The organism is Synechococcus sp. CB0205, from assembly GCF_000179255.1.
Classification (GTDB): domain Bacteria; phylum Cyanobacteriota; class Cyanobacteriia; order PCC-6307; family Cyanobiaceae; genus Vulcanococcus.
Genome location: NZ_ADXM01000034.1, coordinates 19,536 through 35,838, shown reverse-complemented (window position 1 = coordinate 35,838; position 16,303 = coordinate 19,536). Strand labels below are relative to the sequence as shown.

The following is a 16,303-nucleotide window of genomic DNA, read 5'->3' as shown; positions in this document are numbered from 1 at the left end:
AGACCTTTCCTCGCCGGATTTTCCTGAGAGAATTCCCCCATCTCCAGCCCTGAGCCATGAAAAAAATCGAGGCCATCATTCGCCCCTTCAAGCTCGAAGACGTGAAGCTGGCCCTGGTCAACGCCGGCATCGTCGGCATGACCGTCAGCGAGGTTCGCGGCTTTGGTCGCCAGAAGGGCCAAGTCGAGCGCTACCGCGGTTCTGAGTTCACCGTGGAGTTCCTGCAGAAGCTCAAGCTGGAAATCGTGGTGGATGACGCCCGCGTCGACACCGTGGTGAATGCCATCCAAGACGCCGCCCGCACCGGCGAGATCGGCGACGGCAAGATCTTCATCAGCCCCGTGGAGTCTGTGGTCCGGATCCGCACCGGCGACAAGGACAACAGCGCGATCTGAGCTAGCTGGCCAAGGTCAGCTCCACCAACCTCCGAATGTGTTCCTCTGTGGGGGGCACTTCGGAGGTTTTCTCTTGCTCACTCCAGTCCCCTGAACGCAACCACAGAAGATATTCGTGGTTGCCCGCGGGCCCGGTGATTGGAGACGCCACCACCCCACAACCGCGCCAGCCCTCCCGCTCCGCCGCTTCGATCACCCCCGCAATGGCGTCGGCATGGGCCAGGGGGTCTCGCACCACTCCCCCTTTACCGACCCGCTCTTTCCCGACCTCAAACTGCGGTTTGACCAACAGCACCGCCTCGCGGCGCTCGCCCTTGAGCAGGCGGCCCAAGGCCGGCAGCACCAAGGCCAAGCGAATAAACGAGACGTCCGCCACGGCCAGATCAGGCCAGGGGTCATCGCCGCCATAGAGATCCTCCGGCTGCAGGTGGCGCAGGTTGGTGCGCTCCTTCAGCACCAGGCGCTCGTCGGTGCGCAGGCTCCAGGCTGTTTGGCCGTAGCCCACATCCACGCCATAGACCCGGGATGCCCCGTGCTGCAGCAGGCAATCGGTGAAGCCACCGGTGGAGATCCCACCATCGAGGCAGACGCGCTGATCCAGGCCTAAGGGGAAGGCCTCAACGGCCGCCATCAGCTTCTCGCCACCCCGGGAGACAAACCGTTGGGGCTGCTCCACCTGCAGCTCCAGCTCCGGCAGCACCTCAAGTCCAGGCTTATCCAGGATGCGATCACCGCTGCGGACCTTGCCTGCACGGATCAACTGCTGCGCCTGCTGACGGGAGCTGACCAGACCCAGCTCCACCAGCTGCAGATCCAAGCGTCGCTTTCGACCCATCGGGCAGCGGCCCAGCACCTCTGCATCGTGCCGTACGCCCGTTTAATCACAAAGCTCGAAGCGAAACCGAATAAAAACCGGTGCTGAATGGGTTTCCCTGGGAACACTCCTGAGGATGTTCCAAACCAAGGGGTACCACCGTGGCCCGCACTCCCAAACCCCACAGCGCGAAGGTGGTTGAACTGCTCCAACCCGGCAGCTTCGTGAAGCTGCGCAATCAGCCATCGGACCTGCCCCCCTTCCAAGTGCTGCGCTGCCGTGGAGGGCGCTGCTGGGTTCAACAACAGGCTTGGGGCCCACTGGTGCAGTGGGAGGTGGAGCACCACAAGCTCACCAGCGTCGCCTAGGGCCCCGAAAGGCCATTCCATACATTGGTCTTGATGTGAGCCAGGCGCGGCCTTGATCGAGCGTTACACCCTGCCCGAGATGGGCGCTATCTGGAGCGAGCAGGCCAAGTTCCAGAGCTGGCTGGACGTGGAGATTGCAGCCACCGAAGCCAACTGCGAACTGGGACGCGTCCCGGCTGAGGCCGTCGCGACGATCAAAGAGAAAGCCAGCTTCAGCGTCGAGCGGATCCTCGAGATCGAAGCCGAGGTCCGTCACGACGTCATCGCCTTTCTGACCAACGTCAACGAGCACGTGGGTGACGCCGGTCGCCACATCCACGTGGGCATGACCAGCTCCGATGTCCTCGACACCGGTGTGGCCCTGCAGATGAAGGCCTCCGTCAAGCTGCTGCGCCAGGAGCTGGACTTGCTCGCGGACGCCCTGCGGGCCCTCGCGCGCGAGCACAAGGCCACGGTGATGATCGGCCGCTCCCACGCCATCCACGGTGAACCCATCACCTTCGGCTTCAAGGTGGCTGGCTGGCTCGCCGAAGTGGTGCGCAACCAGCAGCGCCTGGAGCACCTGGAAACCGCCGTCAGCGTCGGCCAGATCTCCGGTGCCATGGGCACCTACGCCAACACCGACCCCCGGGTGGAGGAGATCGCCTGCGCCAAGCTCGGCCTGGTGCCCGACACCGCCAGCACCCAGGTGATCTCCCGCGATCGCCACGCGGAGTACATCCAGACCCTGGCCCTGGTGGGTGCCGCCCTCGAGCGCTTCTCCACCGAGATCCGCAACCTGCAGCGCACCGACGTGCTGGAGGTCGAGGAGAACTTCGCCAAGGGACAGAAGGGCAGCTCCGCCATGCCCCACAAGCGCAACCCCATCCGCAGCGAACGGATCAGTGGCCTGGCCAGGGTGCTGCGCAGCTACGTCGTGGCAGCGCTGGAGAATTGCGCCCTTTGGCACGAGCGGGACATCAGCCACAGCTCCGTGGAGCGCATGATGCTGCCCGACTGCTCGGTCACCCTCCACTTCATGCTGCGGGAGATGACCTCCGTGGTGAAGGGTCTCGGGGTCTACCCCGGCAACATGGCCCGCAACATGAACGTCTACGGCGGCGTGGTCTTCAGCCAGCGGGTGCTGCTGGCCCTGGTGGAAGCCGGCATCAGCCGTGAAGACGCCTACCGGATCGTGCAGCGCAACGCCCACACCGCCTGGAACACCGAGGGCGGCAACTTCCGGGCCAACCTGGAGGCCGATGGTGAGGTGACCTCACGCCTCACTGCCGAGCAGCTGGCGGAGTGCTTCTCTACCGATCTGCACCAGGCCAACCTGGATGTGATCTGGAAGCGCCTCGCGATCTGATTTAGGGCTTGTGATACGGCCCGCCCTGCTGAATGGTCATCGCCCGGTAGAGCTGCTCCAGCAGCAATAACCGGGCCAGTTCATGGGGGAAGGTCATCGGCGAGAGGCTCAGGCGCCAGCTCGCGCGGGCCTTCAAGGCCGGGTCAATGCCCTCGGCGCCGCCGATCACAAAGGCCAAGCGCTCTGACCCCGAGCCCTCAAGACGCTGGGCCAGAGCCACCGAGTCCAAGGTCTGGCCTTCCTCGGTGAGGATCACCAAGCGCTCGTCGGGCTTCAGGGCCGCCAGGATCGCTTCGGCCTCCTTGGCCATGCCGGCATCGCGGAGCTCCAGGACCTGCAATCCCGGCAGGCGCTTGAGGAAGGTGGAGGCTCCCTCGAGCACCCAGCTCTTGCGCAACTTGCCCACCGCCAGGATGCGGATGCGGGACGGATTCATCACGCGCTCACGCTACCCATGCCCCTTGCCCTCTTCTGGACGCCCTACGCCGACTGGCTTTACACCGTGGGCAGTACGGCCGGATTGCTGCTGATCGTCTGGCTGGTGCTTAGGCCGCGGGATTAAGCGCCGAAGGATCGGCCTGGCGGGCGGTGGCGGGATTGGAGTCCTCCCCTGAAGCCTGGCCGCCATCGATCGGCTCCCGCACGGGGAAGCGGTTGATCGCCTTGAGGGCCGCCCGGGCGTTGGTGCGCAACTGCTCGCTGATGGCTTCGCAGTAGGGGATCTGCGCCAAAAGATCGACGGTGCGGCGCATGATCCGCACCACATCGCCCTCATCCAACGAGGTGTTCGCGATCAGGTCGCTCCAGCTGACGCCCTTGGCCCAGGCATGGACCAAGCCCATCAGCTCCCCTTCAAACCAGACCGGCATCACGACCTTGCCGGCCTCCTGTTGCCGCTGCAGTTCGCGGCGAATGCCGCGCAGGTCATGCATCGCCTCATCGGCCGCTGGCGGCGGTGGATAGCCACTCCAGAGATCCGGGCGATTCACCTCCGTTGAGATCGCCTCCAGCAAGGCGGCGAGGTCGGCGGGATCCAGCTCATCGAGGTGACCGCTCATCAGCGCCAATCCCAGCCAGAGCTCGTTGTCCCCCCGCAGGGCGGCCACGGTGCGGCCCACTTCGCTCGGATCCAGGCCCTCGTCCCCCTCGAGGCAGCCGAAGAAGCGCAGGATCTCGATCAGTGCCAGGAAGGTTTCCCAGTGGCGATTGGCGCGGAAGTGCAGCACGCGCTGGCGCTCGGCAATCTCCGCCTCCAACTCCTCCATGCGGAAGCGCTGCTTGCGCAGCTTCTTGCGGTCGCCGGCGCCGTGGGCCGGATGCAATTCCAGGGCCAGCTCCAGCTCACGCACCAGATGGGCCTGGGCCTGAACCTCTCCGGCCAGGTCGTACTGGGGCGTGACCATGTCGTGGCGCCGGGCCATGTGTCCGACGGCCAGGGCCAGGCCACCGCTGGCCTGATCGCCATGGCGCAGCTCGCCGGGGCGGTGCAGCTCGGGAACGACCACATCCTTGACCTGGAGGCAGGTGAGCTCGGCATGGAGGCTGACCACCGCACTGCAGGGCACCAGCACCCAAACGTTCTCGTCGGTGAGGCAGCACAGCAGCGGGAACTGACCTGAGCCCTGGTGCTTCTCAACGATCACCGCCGGTGTGACCCGGCCCCGCAGAACCGGAGCCTTCAGGCTCACCAGCGTTCCCTCGCTGGCAAAACGCAGGGCCAAGGTGAGTTCATGGGCCAGGGTTTCCTCGGCCTGCTGCTGCAGGATTCGCAGCAGTCGGCGCTCTTCCCGCAGGCGGCCGCGCTGCTTCTCATAGTCCTCAAAGTCCTCCCAATCGACCTCCTGAACGGTGCCGCTGAGGTCCCCCAACTGCTCGCGCAGCTCACTGATGCGGGCCTCATCCTCCGTGAGATCAAGGGTCGCCAGGTAGCGACCGAAGCTGCGCTCCACCAACTCCTTGGCCTTGGAGAGCTCATAGCGCTGCAGCAGGTTCAGGACCATGCCGTAGCTCGGGGTGAACTGACTCACCAGCGGGTCAGCCGGGCTGGTGGCCAGCTGACCCGCCTCCCGGACACCCTCAAAGCGGCTCTGCACGGTGACGACGTAGCCCTGGGAATCCAGTCCACGGCGACCCGCCCGGCCGGCCATCTGCAGGAACTCGCTGCCCATCAGGGGGCGGTGGCCCCGCTCCGTGCGCTTGGAGAGGGCTGAAATCACGGTGCTGCGGGCGGGCATGTTGATGCCGGCCGCCAGGGTCTCGGTGGCAAACACCACCTTCACCAGCCCCTGCTGGAAGAGCTCCTCGATCAGTTCCTTCCAAGCCGGCAACACCCCGGCGTGGTGGGCCGCGATCCCCCGCAGCAAGGCATCGTCATGGCCGCCATCTCGTACGGCTTCGGGGGTGGCCGCCATGAAGACATCCAGGCGCGCCTGAATGCGGGCCTGCTCCTGGGGGCTGACCAGGCAGACCTTGCCCAGGTCCCGAACGGCCTTGTCGCAGCCGCGTCTGCTGAAGATGAAATAGATGGCCGGCAGCATCTCCCGCTCCGCCATCTGGGCCACGACGAAGCCCAGCGGTGGCGCCTCCGGCTGCGGCGGCCTCGGGGTTTTCGGCCCGCGGCGGTTACGCCCCCCCTTGGGGGCACGCCAGACCTTGCAGTTGGGGTGGAGGCCCGTGCCCTCGTCGTTGAGCAGGGGATGCAGGCCCTTGGCACTGCAAAAACTGAACTGCAGCGGCACCGGCCGGAAGTCGCTCATCACCAAGCGGGTCGGCCCATGGACCTGCTCAATCCAGTCGGTGAGCTGCCCGGCGTTGGCCACCGTCGCCGAGAGGGCCACCAGCTGCACCACCGGAGGGCAGTGAATGATCGACTCCTCCCAGACCGTGCCGCGCTGGGAGTCATTCATGTAGTGGCACTCATCGAGCACCACGGCCTCCACGTCGGCCAAGGGGTCATCCCCCTGCTCGGCCTCGGCGTAGAGCATGTTCCGGAAGATCTCCGTGGTCATGACCACGATCGAGGCCTCCCGGTTCACGGTGAGGTCGCCAGTCATCAGGCCGACGCGCTCGGCCCCGAACTGCTCGCGGAAATCCCTCAGTTTTTGGTTCGAGAGGGCCTTGAGCGGCGTTGTGTAGAAGACCTTCTGACCGTGGGCCAGGGCGCGATGGATCGCGTACTCACCGATCAAGGTCTTGCCCGATCCGGTGGGGGCGCTGACCACCACCGAATGGCCCTGATTCAGGGCTTCAATCGCCTCCAGCTGAAAGTCATCGAGGCTGAAGGGGAAGAGTTGCTCCAGGGGCGGCACGTCCGTGGACTGGGCCGGGGTGCCGGGGACCGAAGCGCTACTGGGCATTAGTAGATCCTATGGGCTCCAGCCAAACGGGCAAACTGAGGGCATTCAGCCGAGGGTGCAGCTGGGGCGATGGAGGCAGCCGATCCATTGGCACCCCTGGCCGCCGATCTGGCCGCCCTGGCTCCGGAACGCCGCCGCCGTCTGCGCAGCCTGCAGCCGGGGGGCCAGGCCGCCTTTGTCGCAGAGGGATCTCCCCTGCTGGATCTCGCCAGCAACGACTACCTGGGGCTGAGCCGCGATCCGGCCCTCCAGCGGGCAGCGACTGAAGCCATCCAGAGCGAAGGGGTAGGGGCTGGGGCCTCTCGGCTGATCAGCGGAACACGCCCCCTGCACGAGACCCTCGAGCGGGCCCTGGGCGCCTGGCTGGGGCGCGAGCGGGTCCTGCTCTACCCCAGCGGATTTCAGGCGAACATTGCTGCGGTTCAGGCCCTGGCGGACCGGCACACCTGGGTGCTGGCCGATCGGTTGATTCACCACTCGCTGCTGGTGGGGATCCAAGCGACGGGGGCCAAGCTGCGGCGCTTTCAGCACAACGACCTCAGTGACCTGGAGGCGCAGCTGCAACGCGCCCGCCGCGACGCCCCCCAACGCCGGCTGCTGGTGCTCAGTGAAAGCCTGTTTTCGATGGAGGGCAGCTCCCCCGATGTCGCCGCCTTAGCCGAGCTCTGCCGCGGCCATGGCGCGGCCCTGCTGCTGGATGAGGCCCACGCCCTTGGGGTGCTGGGGGAGGGGGGCCGAGGCCTGGGCTACCGCATCCAGGACATCAGCCTGATCAGCGGCACCTTCGGCAAGGCCTTTGGCAGTGGTGGAGCCTTTCTGGCGGGGAATGCCACGGTGGGGGACTGGTTGCTGCAGCACTCCGGTCCGTTCCGCTACAGCACGGCCCTGGCGCCACCGCTCGTGGCGGCGGCGGCCGCCGGTCTTACGGCGATTCAGGAGCGGGAACCCGAGCGCCTGGCCCTGTTGCAGCGGTCCCAGCGCTGGCGTGACGCCCTCGAGGCAGCGGGCTGGCCGAGGCCCTGCGGGAGCGGGCCGATCCTGCCGCTGCTGGTGGGGGACGATCACCGCGCCTTGGCACTGCAGCAGCAACTTGAGCAGGCAGGACTGCTGAGCGTGGCGATCCGCCCCCCGACCGTCCCTGTGGGAACGGCACGGCTGCGGCTCGTGCTTCGGCACGATTGCCCCGCCGGGACTTTGGACCGGTTGATTGAGGCTCTGGGGGAACCATGAGCGCGATCCAGCTCATCGGAATGCATGGCTGGGCTGGGGACCACCGCAGCTGGGCCCCCTGGGCGGCGGGCGCTGCGGCACGGGGTTGGTCCATGGACTGCGGGGAACGGGGCTATGGCCAGGAATCCCCCCTGCAACCCCGCTGGGAGAGCAGCGCCCAGCGGCGCGTTGTCCTGGCCCATTCCTTCGGCCCGCACCTGCTGAGCGAGGAGCTCTGGCAGGGAGCCACAGCGGCTGTACTGCTGGCGAGCTTCACCCGCTTTGTCCCGGAAGGCCGAGAGGGGCGGGCCATCAGTACGGCCCTGCGGGCCATGGGGCGCAGGATCAAGCTCGGAGAGGAGCAGGAGCAACTGCGGGACTTCCTGCGGCAAGCCGCTGCACCGCAATCCAGGTCGCTGCTGCCCGCTGGCCCCCTGGAACAGGGAATCAGCGATGCGGGCCGGGAACGACTGCTCGAGGACCTCGAGCACCTGGGAGCCACCAGCGGTCTCCCAGCGGGCTTCCCCAGCGGAATCCCCGTGCTGCTGGTCCAGGCTGGCCAGGACCAGATCGTGACGGCCAGTAGTCGCCTGGAACTGCAGCAAGCCCTGCCCCAGGCCACGGTCTGGACACGCGACGACCTGGGGCACTCCCTGATCGATCCGGCCTTACCGGACGCCGTGCTCGATTGGATTGCCGATGTCCAGGCCTGAACCACCGGCAGAGGGTTTCAGCGAGGCCGTCCGCGGCTGCTTCAGCGAGGGTGCCCGCCTGTACCCCAGCCGGGCGCGCCTTCAGGCCGCTGTTGCTCAACGGCTCGCCGGCCTCACTGCCCGCCAGGGGGTGCGATTCCCCCCCGGTCCCCTGGCTGATCTGGGGGCAGGCAGTGGGCTGCTGAGTCGCTCCCTGGAGGCGGCCCTCGGCCAAAGCCCCTGGCTACGGATCGACGCCTGCAGCGCCCTCCTCGAACAGGGTGCTGGAGAGAACGCTGCGCTGATCCACTGGGATCTCAATCAGGGCCTGCCGGCGAGCCTGCAGCAACCGGCGGCCCTGGCCTCGAGCTTCGCCCTGCAATGGCTGGAGCAACCCGAACAGCAGCTGGGGACCTGGTGTGAGCAACTCCAACCAGGAGGCTGGCTGATCCTGGGGGTCCCCACCTCCGGCAGCTTCCCGCTCTGGCACCAGGCCGCAGCCCAGGCAGGGGTTCCCTGCACCGCCCTGGAGCTGCCTTGCGCCCAACGGCTGATCGAGTGCGCCCAGCACCGGCTGCAGTTGCATCACGCTCAGGTGCTGCGGTTCAGCCGTCCGAACCGGGGCGGTCTCTGGTTCCTGCAGCAGATCAAGGCGATCGGCGCCCAGGCCAGCCGCAGTCCCAAGCTCAATGCGGGACAACTCCGCCGCCTGCTGCGGGCCTGGCCGGGCCCGCAGCAGGCGATCGTTTGGGAGGTGCTGGTGCTCCTAGGACAGAAGCGATGACAGACACACCGGTTGGCGCCAACCAACGCCTCGTGATCTGCGGCACCGACACCGATGTCGGCAAAACCGTGGTCAGCGCCCTAGTGGTGCAGGGCCTGAAGGCCCACTACTGGAAACCGGTGCAGTGCGGGCTGGAGAACGGCGAAGGGGATCGTGAGCGGGTGCAGCGCTGGCTCGGCCTCCCGGAGGCGCGGGCCCTGCCTGAGGCCTATCGCTTCACCGCTCCTGTCTCGCCCCATTGGGCCGCCGAACTGGAACCTGGGGATCAGCCCCCGATTGACTGCGAGCAGCTCTGCCTCCCGGACGTGGAGGGTCCCCTGGTGGTGGAGACCGCCGGTGGGCTGCTCGTGCCCCTACGCCTGGACTGGTTGCAGATTGAGCAGTTGCAACGCTGGAACCTGCCGGTGCTGCTGGTGGCCCGCTCGGGGCTGGGCACCTTGAACCACACCCTGCTCTCGATCGAGGCCCTGCACAGCCGCCATCTGCCGCTGCTGGGGATCCTGCTGAACGGGGAGCCCCATCCCAACAATGCGAGCACCCTCGAGAGCATCTCAGGGGTTCCGGTGCTGGGCTGTCTGCCGCCGCTCCCGAGCCTCGATGCCGTCAGCCTGCAACAGCAGTGGCAGGCCTTGGATCTCGTTCATAAGCTCAAGGGGGTCACGAGCCGCCCATGAAACCCTCCTCAGTCGCGGTCATCGCTGCTGTCACAGCCCTCTGCGCTGGGATCCTGGTGCTGTTCACCGACATCGAACTCTCGTTCGTGCGCTGGGTGAACTGTGGCCCGTTCTCCACCCTCAACGAAGAGCAGAGCGAGGTCTGCAAACGCCAGCTCTAGGGGCCCGCCAGGATCGCAGCCTGCACGTCCGCGCGGGTGAGGCCGTAGGGGAAGTGGCGCTCGACTGAGCCCGCACCCTGCCCCCAGCGCACCGTCAGTTCTTCTGAACCCAAGACCATCTCGGCGCTCCAGGCGACGGTGGTCAGGTCCCATTCACAGGAGTGATGGCCGCGCTGGATGCCGCCGAGCTCAGCGAGCCAACGCTCAAGAACCGGCAGCGGGTGGTTGTACAGCGGGGTCTGAGGCGACGGCAGATCCGACATCCACAAGCAGCGGGCTTGAACCATCAGTTTGCCCACCGGCCTCCAGCCAGCTGGGGGGCTTGAGGAATTCGGCGCCGCGGGACCAGGCCAGGCCGACCCCCAACACCAGGCTGAAGGCGACCGCCACGGCCAGCAGCAGCAGCGCGAACCACTCACCACCGGAGAGGGCGCGACGGACCGGAACCGGTTTCGGTGCGGTCCGTAGTGACGGTTCGGAGGTCCGCCGCGGCAGCGGAGCCCGCAGGGTCGCGTCGTAGCTGCGCCGGCGCTCGGGATCGCTGAGGGTGAGGTAGGCCTGCTGGAGACGGCGAAAGGCCTCCCGGGCCTCGGCCTCGGGCAAGTCGGTGGTGTCCGGGTGGTAGCGCTTGCTCAGGCTGCGAAAGGCCTGCCTTAACTCCTGACTGGAGGCCTCACTGGGCACCTCCAGCAGCTCGTAGTGATTGGCAGCCGCCAACGCAGGACACCGGTTGGGGAGGATCCTAGAGAGTGTGACGAGATCAGCCCAGGGGATGCCAGCGCCAGCAGACGCACTATGGGAGGCCTTGCACTGGAGACCCAGCGACGATCAGCTCCAGCGCTTCCTCCAACTCCAGGAGGAGCTGCGCCAGTGGAATAGCCGGGTCAACCTGACCCGCTTGGTGGAGGGCGATGACTTCTGGATCGCCCAGATCTTCGACAGCCTTTGGCCCCTGGTGCCGCAGTTGCAGGCGAACCCCGAAGCCGCCCTGCGCTGCATCGATGTCGGCACCGGGGGGGGCTTCCCGGGGCTGGCCGTCGCCATTGCCTTCCCCCAGGCGCAGCTGACCCTGGTGGATTCCGTGGGGCGCAAAACCCAGGCCGTCGAAGCGATGGCCCAGAGCCTGGGGTTGGGGGAGCGCGTGGAGCTGCGCTGCGAGCGTATTGAACTCACCGGGCGGCAAAAACGCTGCCGCGGCCAGTTCGACCTGGCCATGGCCCGCGCCGTGGCCGCCGCACCGGTGGTGGCGGAGTATCTCGTGCCCCTGCTCGCCCCTGGTGGCGAGGCCCTGCTCTACCGCGGGCAGTGGGGCGCGGAGGACCAAGCCCAGCTGGAGAAGGCGGCCACGCAGCTCAAGGCCCAGATCCTGTCCTGCCGTCAACAGGAGCTGCCGGGGGAGCGGGGGCAACGCACCGCGATCGTGCTGCAGCCGAAGGAACCCTGCCCGAAGACCTACCCCCGGGCCGTTGGACTTCCTAGCAAATTCCCGCTGGGGAGTTAGTCCTCCTGCATCAGGCGCTTGCTGGGGGTCCCCCCCACGCGCTCCCGCAGGCGGCGCAGGATGCCGGGGATCTGCTCAACCCAGGGACTGGCCTGAAGCACCGCCTTGAGCTCGGCCTCGCTCACGCTCTCGTCCAAGGCGTCAGCATTGGCACCAGGGAACCAATGGCTCGCCGCACCCAGCAGGCCGTAGCGGGCCTTGGCATAACTCTGGAGATCCCAGGCCTCCAGGAGGTTGTGCAGCCAGAGCAGGGTGGGCAGGTTGATCTGTCCAGGGGTGTCCTGCCATCTGGGCAGCCCCTGCTGCCAACTGCCCAGCCAGGCATCGCCGAGGGCGGAGAGCCGTGCCCCCTCGAGACGACTCACAATCGGAGGCAACAGCTCAGCGGCCTGGGGAAGCAAAGCGACGGCCTCCAGATGCAAGGCCAAGTCCTGCGGCCCTGAGGCTCCGACACTGATGGTCTGAATCCCGGGGTGGCTCAGGCAGAACAGATCGTTGAAGACGATCGGATGCAGCGGAGCGCAGAGTTCCAGCAGCCGCTCTGACGGGCTATGGAGATGCCCCCCCTTGTCGGTGGGACTGATCACAAACACCCCCATGTCCCGGGCGCGGGCCGCCGCAATGGCGGGGCCGTTGTCCTGGCGGATGTAATACCAGTGGAGGTTGACGTAGTCGAAGGCATCGCTGGCAATGGCCGCCTCGATCAGCTCCAGGGGGCCATGGGTCGAGAAGCCCACGCAGCCGATGCGGCCGTCCTGCTGCCAGCGCCGGGCCACCTCCATGCAGCCCCCTGGCTTGAGAGTGGCCTGAAGATGCTCCGGCAGGTTGATGCCGTGGATCGCCAAGCAGTCCACCCGATCGACCGCCAAGCGATCGAAGCTCAGCTGGAGCTCTGCCTCGAAGGCCTGGGCATCGTCCTGGGGAGGGACCTTGGTCTGCAGAATCCTCTGGGGATCAGGAATCTGGGGTAGCAACCAACCCAGCTGACGCTCGGAACTGCCGTAGTGCCGGGCCGTCTCGACGTGGTGAAAGCCGTGCTGCACGGCCGCTGCCAGCGTGGCCCGCAGGTTGTCCTGGCTCTCGGCCGTGATGCGATCGGCAGGCAGGTCAGACCAGCTCTGCTGAAAGCGCATCCCGCCGAGGGAGAGCAGCGGCATTGCCAGCTCGGTGCGGCCAAAGCGCCGTGTGGGCAGCATCAATGGGGCTCCCGCCTCGGGAAGGTGCGCCGGGAGCGAACCGGCGTCGGCAAACCCAGGGGCTGGAGTTCCTGGTGACGAGTTTGTTCTTGGAGCTCGGGCAGCTCCTCGTAACTCACCCAGTGAATGCAATCGACCGGGCAGGTGTCGATGGCCTCTTGAATCGTCTCGGTGCTGTCGCCGTCCTGACGGATGGCCCGCGAACGGCCCCAGTCGGCTTCCACCACAAAGGTGTTGCCAGCCACGTGGGCGCAGTAGCGGCAGCCGATACAGACGGCCTCATCGACCCAGACCGCCTTCTGGCGCAGGGCTCCTCCGAGTACGGGCTCGAGACCGCTGCGCTCGGTGGCCGGGGCCGCTGGTGCCGAGAAGGCAACGGAGGGATCAATCCCCACGCCGAGGACCTAGCCGTCCCAGCGGGTCACGACGAGCTCAATCGTGCCGTCCTGCTCTTGGCGCTCTTCCGCCACCTGGAAGCCTTCCTGGGCCGAGGCCGCCAGGATGCTGCGCAGGGCATAGCGCTGGGTGAGCTTGGAGAGGAAGCGCTCGACGGGGATCGGCTCACTCCAGAGATCGAGATCAGTCACGAGCTCGTAGCTGGCAGAGGCGGCATTCCAACGGAAGCCCAGATCACCGGCACCCTCGGTGGGGATGGACAGCTCAGCGGTCACGGTCTGGCCGCGGTATCCACGCACCTGGCACTCGCCCTCCATGGGGGAGTGACCCAGATCTTTCAGGGCATCAATCAGAGCGGAGCGATCGCGCAGTTCTGTTTTGACGGTGCTGAAGTGCGACATCAGGAGACCTGGGACGAAAGAGTCTGCTCGGGCTGAACTGTGGTGGTTTGGCCCTGGAAGGCTTCAGAGGTGGGCTGGCGTTGTTGAACAACGCCCAACTTCTCCTCGATCCGCTCGGTGAGCTGCTCGCAGCCGTGGCCTGTGATGCCCTCAACGACCTCTTCGACGCGACCGTCAGGCCGAATGCGAAAGCGGATCGTTTGCTGAGCCATCCCGAGACACGGGCGGTGTCACGCGATGCTAGCCGCGAGAGCCGGTTGCTGAGTGGAGCGGCGCCTTATGCCAGCAGTCCCTCATCCACCAGGGTCTGCAGGCGCTCCAGGACCAGGGGGTTCTCCAGTTGTTCGAGGGCCATTCGGGCCTCGTCGCGAACGGCCAAATCAGCGTCATTGAGCATGGCGTTCAAGAGCGCCTCCTCCACCTCTTTCTGGCGGGGCTCCACCAAATCGGCATACAGGCGCCCCAAGGACCAGGCGCTATTGCTCCGAACCACGGGCTCGCTATCGATTTTGAGAGCCAACAGGAGCTGGCCGGCAGCCTGATCAGCCTTCGCCAAGCCGGTGGAGCCCGCATCTGCCAAGGAGCTGGCCGCCCAAAGCCGAACGGCAGAGATATCGGTCTCCAGCGCCTTGATCAACGGATTCATGATTGGAGCATCGGGATAGCTGCTCAGGCTCCAGGCGACGGCCTTACGCACGTAGCCATTGCTGTCGTTTTGCAGCAGCTGCAGCAGAGGCGTCAGCGCTTGCACAGCAGGGTTCCGCCCGAGGGCGTAGACGACGCTCATCCGAAGAATCGGACAACTGGCATCCAGGAGCGGCAGAAGCTTCGCGGGGGCTCGAGGGTCTCGGTGCTCGCAGAAGATTCGTAGACCCTGCATCTGCTCATCGTGGCCACCCTCCAGCAGACGCAACCCCAAGTCACATTCGGCAGCGGCATCAGCTGGTGAGGCCTCTCCAGAATCAAGCTCATCGAGAGGATCGCCAAGATCCTCTTCAGCGAGTTCCCGCTCCAGCAACTCGGAGTCGAAATCCAGGTCTGACGAGCCTTTAGGAGACTCGTAAGGGGAGGCTGCCATGGACCAATCGTAGTGGCCCCTGTTCCCAGCTCAGTCGTTCAACCAACCGGCGCGGGGGCTGCCATATCGCCGGGCAGCCAGATACGTGCACTCACCGCAAACAGGGCCAAACCAAAGAGCAACACGATCGCGGCGGGAAGCAGGGTGGAGCGGAGAAATTGCACGGTTGGGCCTAAGCGATCAGGCCATCATCCCTCCGCCGGCACGCGACCGCTGCCGCGGCGCAGCAACAGGCCCCCGACCACCGCCAAGACCAGACCACCCCATCCCCAAAGCTGCAGCTTCAAAAGGAAGCCGCCGATGCCGAGCAGGGCACCAAAGAGCAGGGCGCAGCCAGCCAGCAACAAGAGCAACAGGCCTGGGAGCGTCTCGTCGGCCTGCACGGCCGTCCGCTGGCGCCAGCGGGTCCAGCCGGGACCCGGGGGGCGGACCTGACGGACAAAGCGCTCGAGCACCTCGGGCGACTCCGGCGGGGTCGCCAACATCGCCAGCAACCAGAGCCCCGCCGTCAGCAGGGTGGTCACCAAGAGGCGCACGCCGTAGTCATCGATCCGCAACAGGGGCACCACGGAGGTGGAGAAGCCAATCAGGAAGCCGCCGAGTAGGGCCGCCAGCTCAGCAGCGGCATTGACGCGCCACCAGAACCAGCGCAGGACAAGAACGACCCCGGGCCCGGTCCCCATGGCAATCACCAACCGGAAGACCGTGCCGATACTGGTGCTCATCAAGGCGGTGAGCACCCCCAAGACCACCAGCAGCACCGACGCCAGCTGACCGACCAGGAGCAACTCCTTCTCCTTGGCCTGAGGCCGAATAAAGCGCTGGTAGAGGTCATGGGTGAGGTAGCTGGCTCCCCAGTTGACCGAGGTGCTGACGGTGCTCATGAAGGCGGCCACCAGGGAAACAACGACCAGTCCCAAGGCCACAGGGGGAGCAGTTGGACCGCCAACAGTGGGTAGCTCTGCTCCCAGTCGGTCTGATCCGGCAGCAGGACCACCGCGGCCAGGGCCACCACGATCCAGGGCCAGCTGCGGAGGACGTAGTTGACGCCCAGGAAGACCCAACCGGCGGTGCGTGCTTCGCGCTCGTCGCGGGTGGCGAGCAGGCGCTGGATGAATTCGCCACCACCATCGCTGCGGCGGAAGCTCCACCACTGGAGGGCCAGGTAGGAGCTGAAGGTGGCAATGGAGATGCCTGCCCCATCCAGCCACTGCAGCCGTCCGCCCTCGACCTGCCAGGGCACCAACGACAACAGCTCTGGCCGCTCGAGACCGCGGATGCTCTCCAGCAGGGCATCCATCCCGCCCGCGGCATGGACCGCTGCCACCGAGACAGCGATCGCCCCCAGCAGTGCCAGCACCAGCTGAAGCATGTCCGTGACGACCACGGCCCAGAGGCCACCAGCCGCGGTGTAGACCAAAACCAGCAGGCCAACGATGGCCAGCAGGGTGACCCTGGCCTGGGGCGTGGGCGCCAAGCCAAGGGCCTCACTCACCTTGGCCATGGCCAAGAAGGCATAGCCCAGACCGATGCAGTTGATCGGCAGGGCAAACAGAAAGGCCTTGATGCCCCGCAACCAAGCGGCCGTGGGCCCGCCGTAACGCAACTCCGTCAGGGCCGCATCGGTCAGGACACCGCTACGTCTCCAGAGCGGAGCAAAGACCACCGCCATGGCGACATGGGCCACACCAAAGCTCCACCACTCCCAGTTGCCGGCAAGGCCGCGCACGCCCACCAGACCCGCCACATAGAGGGGCGTATCGATCGAGAAGGTGGTGGCCGCCATCGAGGCCCCGGCCAGCCAACCCTTGAGCTGACGACCCGCAACGAAGTAGTCCTCCTCGCTGCGATTGCGGCGGGCCAGCCAGAGGCCAACGACGAGGCTTGCCACCAGATAGGCGATGACAATCGCCCAATCGATGCTGGTCAT

General features: G+C 66.4%; 20 protein-coding genes and 1 pseudogene. 9 read left to right on the top strand and 12 right to left on the bottom strand.

Annotated elements, in window-relative coordinates:
* Nucleotides 1-56: 56 nt before the first annotated feature.
* On the top strand, nt 57-395 hold the full coding sequence (locus tag CB0205_RS0105535) for a P-II family nitrogen regulator (protein WP_010315293.1): 339 nt from the start codon (nt 57-59) through the stop codon (nt 393-395).
* 1 nt (nt 396) lies between these two features.
* Here CB0205_RS0105535 and CB0205_RS0105530 read toward each other — a convergent pair whose 3' ends face one another.
* Nucleotides 397-1,230: a TlyA family RNA methyltransferase gene (locus CB0205_RS0105530; RefSeq protein ID WP_010315291.1), complete on the bottom strand. Its 834-nt coding sequence runs from the start codon at nt 1,228-1,230 to the stop codon at nt 397-399.
* Nucleotides 1,231-1,370: 140 nt separating this feature from the next.
* On the opposite strand from CB0205_RS0105530, the gene CB0205_RS0105525 reads away from it, so the two are divergent.
* Entirely contained in the window at nt 1,371-1,577 is a 207-nt protein-coding gene (locus CB0205_RS0105525; RefSeq protein WP_010315289.1) for a hypothetical protein, read from the top strand.
* 52 nt (nt 1,578-1,629) lie between these two features.
* Nucleotides 1,630-2,925: an adenylosuccinate lyase gene (gene purB / locus CB0205_RS0105520; RefSeq protein ID WP_010315287.1), complete on the top strand. Its 1,296-nt coding sequence runs from the start codon at nt 1,630-1,632 to the stop codon at nt 2,923-2,925.
* A gap of 1 nt (nt 2,926) precedes the next feature.
* Here purB and CB0205_RS0105515 read toward each other — a convergent pair whose 3' ends face one another.
* Nucleotides 2,927-3,361: a 23S rRNA (pseudouridine(1915)-N(3))-methyltransferase RlmH gene (locus CB0205_RS0105515; protein ID WP_010315285.1), complete on the bottom strand. Its 435-nt coding sequence runs from the start codon at nt 3,359-3,361 to the stop codon at nt 2,927-2,929.
* A gap of 109 nt (nt 3,362-3,470) precedes the next feature.
* Complete coding sequence (locus CB0205_RS0105505; protein ID WP_010315282.1) at nt 3,471-6,281, bottom strand: RNA helicase; 2,811 nt, start codon at nt 6,279-6,281, stop codon at nt 3,471-3,473.
* Nucleotides 6,282-6,350: 69 nt separating this feature from the next.
* On the opposite strand from CB0205_RS0105505, the gene CB0205_RS0105500 reads away from it, so the two are divergent.
* From CB0205_RS0105500 to CB0205_RS16290, 5 genes are read left to right on the top strand one after another with little or no spacing between them, the layout of a single operon-like run.
* Nucleotides 6,351-7,511 carry an 8-amino-7-oxononanoate synthase gene (locus CB0205_RS0105500; RefSeq protein ID WP_010315279.1) on the top strand — a complete coding sequence of 387 codons (1,161 nt, stop codon included), beginning with the start codon at nt 6,351-6,353 and terminating at the stop codon, nt 7,509-7,511.
* Nucleotides 7,508-8,203, top strand: a complete 696-nt coding sequence (locus CB0205_RS0105495) for an alpha/beta hydrolase (RefSeq protein WP_010315278.1) — start codon at nt 7,508-7,510, stop codon at nt 8,201-8,203. The genes CB0205_RS0105500 and CB0205_RS0105495 overlap by 4 nt, the downstream gene beginning before the upstream one ends.
* Nucleotides 8,190-8,966 (top strand): SAM-dependent methyltransferase, encoded by a 777-nt coding sequence (locus CB0205_RS0105490; RefSeq protein WP_010315276.1) that lies wholly within the window; start codon nt 8,190-8,192, stop codon nt 8,964-8,966. The genes CB0205_RS0105495 and CB0205_RS0105490 overlap by 14 nt, the downstream gene beginning before the upstream one ends.
* Entirely contained in the window at nt 8,963-9,640 is a 678-nt protein-coding gene (gene bioD / locus CB0205_RS0105485) for a dethiobiotin synthase (protein WP_010315274.1), read from the top strand. The genes CB0205_RS0105490 and bioD overlap by 4 nt, the downstream gene beginning before the upstream one ends.
* Nucleotides 9,637-9,801, top strand: a complete 165-nt coding sequence (locus CB0205_RS16290; protein ID WP_010315271.1) for a hypothetical protein — start codon at nt 9,637-9,639, stop codon at nt 9,799-9,801. The genes bioD and CB0205_RS16290 overlap by 4 nt, the downstream gene beginning before the upstream one ends.
* On the opposite strand, the gene CB0205_RS0105475 is transcribed toward CB0205_RS16290, so the two are convergent.
* Both CB0205_RS0105475 and CB0205_RS14300 read right to left on the bottom strand, forming a co-directional pair.
* Nucleotides 9,798-10,064, bottom strand: a complete 267-nt coding sequence (locus tag CB0205_RS0105475) for a DUF3143 domain-containing protein (RefSeq protein ID WP_010315269.1) — start codon at nt 10,062-10,064, stop codon at nt 9,798-9,800. The genes CB0205_RS16290 and CB0205_RS0105475 overlap by 4 nt on opposite strands.
* A complete protein-coding gene (locus CB0205_RS14300) occupies nt 10,006-10,518 on the bottom strand; it encodes a J domain-containing protein (protein ID WP_010315267.1) in 513 nt (170 codons plus the stop codon). The genes CB0205_RS0105475 and CB0205_RS14300 overlap by 59 nt, the downstream gene beginning before the upstream one ends.
* Before the next feature lie 55 nt (nt 10,519-10,573).
* Here CB0205_RS14300 and rsmG point away from each other — a divergent pair, with 55 nt between their 5' ends.
* On the top strand, nt 10,574-11,302 hold the full coding sequence (gene rsmG / locus CB0205_RS0105465) for a 16S rRNA (guanine(527)-N(7))-methyltransferase RsmG (RefSeq protein ID WP_010315265.1): 729 nt from the start codon (nt 10,574-10,576) through the stop codon (nt 11,300-11,302).
* Here the strand turns inward: rsmG and CB0205_RS0105460 are convergent.
* The 7 genes and pseudogenes from CB0205_RS0105460 to CB0205_RS14295 all read right to left on the bottom strand — a co-directional run bounded on the left by CB0205_RS0105460 (nt 11,299) and on the right by CB0205_RS14295 (nt 16,303).
* Nucleotides 11,299-12,498, bottom strand: coding sequence for an aldo/keto reductase (locus tag CB0205_RS0105460; RefSeq protein WP_010315262.1), 1,200 nt, complete (start codon nt 12,496-12,498; stop codon nt 11,299-11,301). The two genes, rsmG and CB0205_RS0105460, sit on opposite strands and share 4 nt — an antisense overlap.
* On the bottom strand, nt 12,498-12,893 hold the full coding sequence (locus CB0205_RS0105455; protein WP_010315260.1) for a ferredoxin: 396 nt from the start codon (nt 12,891-12,893) through the stop codon (nt 12,498-12,500). Before CB0205_RS0105455 ends, CB0205_RS0105460 begins: the two co-directional genes overlap by 1 nt.
* 9 nt (nt 12,894-12,902) lie before the next feature.
* Nucleotides 12,903-13,295, bottom strand: coding sequence for a DUF1257 domain-containing protein (locus CB0205_RS0105450; RefSeq protein WP_010315259.1), 393 nt, complete (start codon nt 13,293-13,295; stop codon nt 12,903-12,905).
* Nucleotides 13,295-13,507 (bottom strand): DUF2997 domain-containing protein, encoded by a 213-nt coding sequence (locus tag CB0205_RS0105445; RefSeq protein WP_010315257.1) that lies wholly within the window; start codon nt 13,505-13,507, stop codon nt 13,295-13,297. The genes CB0205_RS0105450 and CB0205_RS0105445 overlap by 1 nt, the downstream gene beginning before the upstream one ends.
* Nucleotides 13,508-13,572: 65 nt before the next feature.
* Nucleotides 13,573-14,373, bottom strand: coding sequence for a HEAT repeat domain-containing protein (locus tag CB0205_RS0105440; RefSeq protein ID WP_029626139.1), 801 nt, complete (start codon nt 14,371-14,373; stop codon nt 13,573-13,575).
* Nucleotides 14,374-14,411: 38 nt separating this feature from the next.
* A complete protein-coding gene (locus tag CB0205_RS16610) occupies nt 14,412-14,537 on the bottom strand; it encodes a hypothetical protein (protein WP_010315253.1) in 126 nt (41 codons plus the stop codon).
* 24 nt (nt 14,538-14,561) lie between these two features.
* A pseudogene (locus CB0205_RS14295) lies at nt 14,562-16,303 on the bottom strand (sodium:solute symporter family protein).

Bases quoted from the DNA above. Each gene is read 5' to 3' on its own strand.
- CB0205_RS0105535 (WP_010315293.1), top strand. From the start codon at position 57: ATGAAAAAAATCGAGGCCATCATTCGCCCCTTCAAGCTCGAAGACGTG.
- CB0205_RS0105530 (WP_010315291.1), bottom strand. From the start codon at position 1,230: ATGGGTCGAAAGCGACGCTTGGATCTGCAGCTGGTGGAGCTGGGTCTG.
- CB0205_RS0105515 (WP_010315285.1), bottom strand. From the start codon at position 3,361: ATGAATCCGTCCCGCATCCGCATCCTGGCGGTGGGCAAGTTGCGCAAG.
- CB0205_RS0105505 (WP_010315282.1), bottom strand. From the start codon at position 6,281: ATGCCCAGTAGCGCTTCGGTCCCCGGCACCCCGGCCCAGTCCACGGAC.
- CB0205_RS0105500 (WP_010315279.1), top strand. From the start codon at position 6,351: ATGGAGGCAGCCGATCCATTGGCACCCCTGGCCGCCGATCTGGCCGCC.
- CB0205_RS0105495 (WP_010315278.1), top strand. From the start codon at position 7,508: ATGAGCGCGATCCAGCTCATCGGAATGCATGGCTGGGCTGGGGACCAC.
- CB0205_RS0105490 (WP_010315276.1), top strand. From the start codon at position 8,190: ATGTCCAGGCCTGAACCACCGGCAGAGGGTTTCAGCGAGGCCGTCCGC.
- bioD (WP_010315274.1), top strand. From the start codon at position 8,963: ATGACAGACACACCGGTTGGCGCCAACCAACGCCTCGTGATCTGCGGC.
- CB0205_RS16290 (WP_010315271.1), top strand. From the start codon at position 9,637: ATGAAACCCTCCTCAGTCGCGGTCATCGCTGCTGTCACAGCCCTCTGC.
- CB0205_RS0105475 (WP_010315269.1), bottom strand. From the start codon at position 10,064: ATGTCGGATCTGCCGTCGCCTCAGACCCCGCTGTACAACCACCCGCTG.
- rsmG (WP_010315265.1), top strand. From the start codon at position 10,574: ATGCCAGCGCCAGCAGACGCACTATGGGAGGCCTTGCACTGGAGACCC.
- CB0205_RS0105460 (WP_010315262.1), bottom strand. From the start codon at position 12,498: ATGCTGCCCACACGGCGCTTTGGCCGCACCGAGCTGGCAATGCCGCTG.
- CB0205_RS0105450 (WP_010315259.1), bottom strand. From the start codon at position 13,295: ATGTCGCACTTCAGCACCGTCAAAACAGAACTGCGCGATCGCTCCGCT.
- CB0205_RS0105445 (WP_010315257.1), bottom strand. From the start codon at position 13,507: ATGGCTCAGCAAACGATCCGCTTTCGCATTCGGCCTGACGGTCGCGTC.
- CB0205_RS0105440 (WP_029626139.1), bottom strand. From the start codon at position 14,373: ATGGCAGCCTCCCCTTACGAGTCTCCTAAAGGCTCGTCAGACCTGGAT.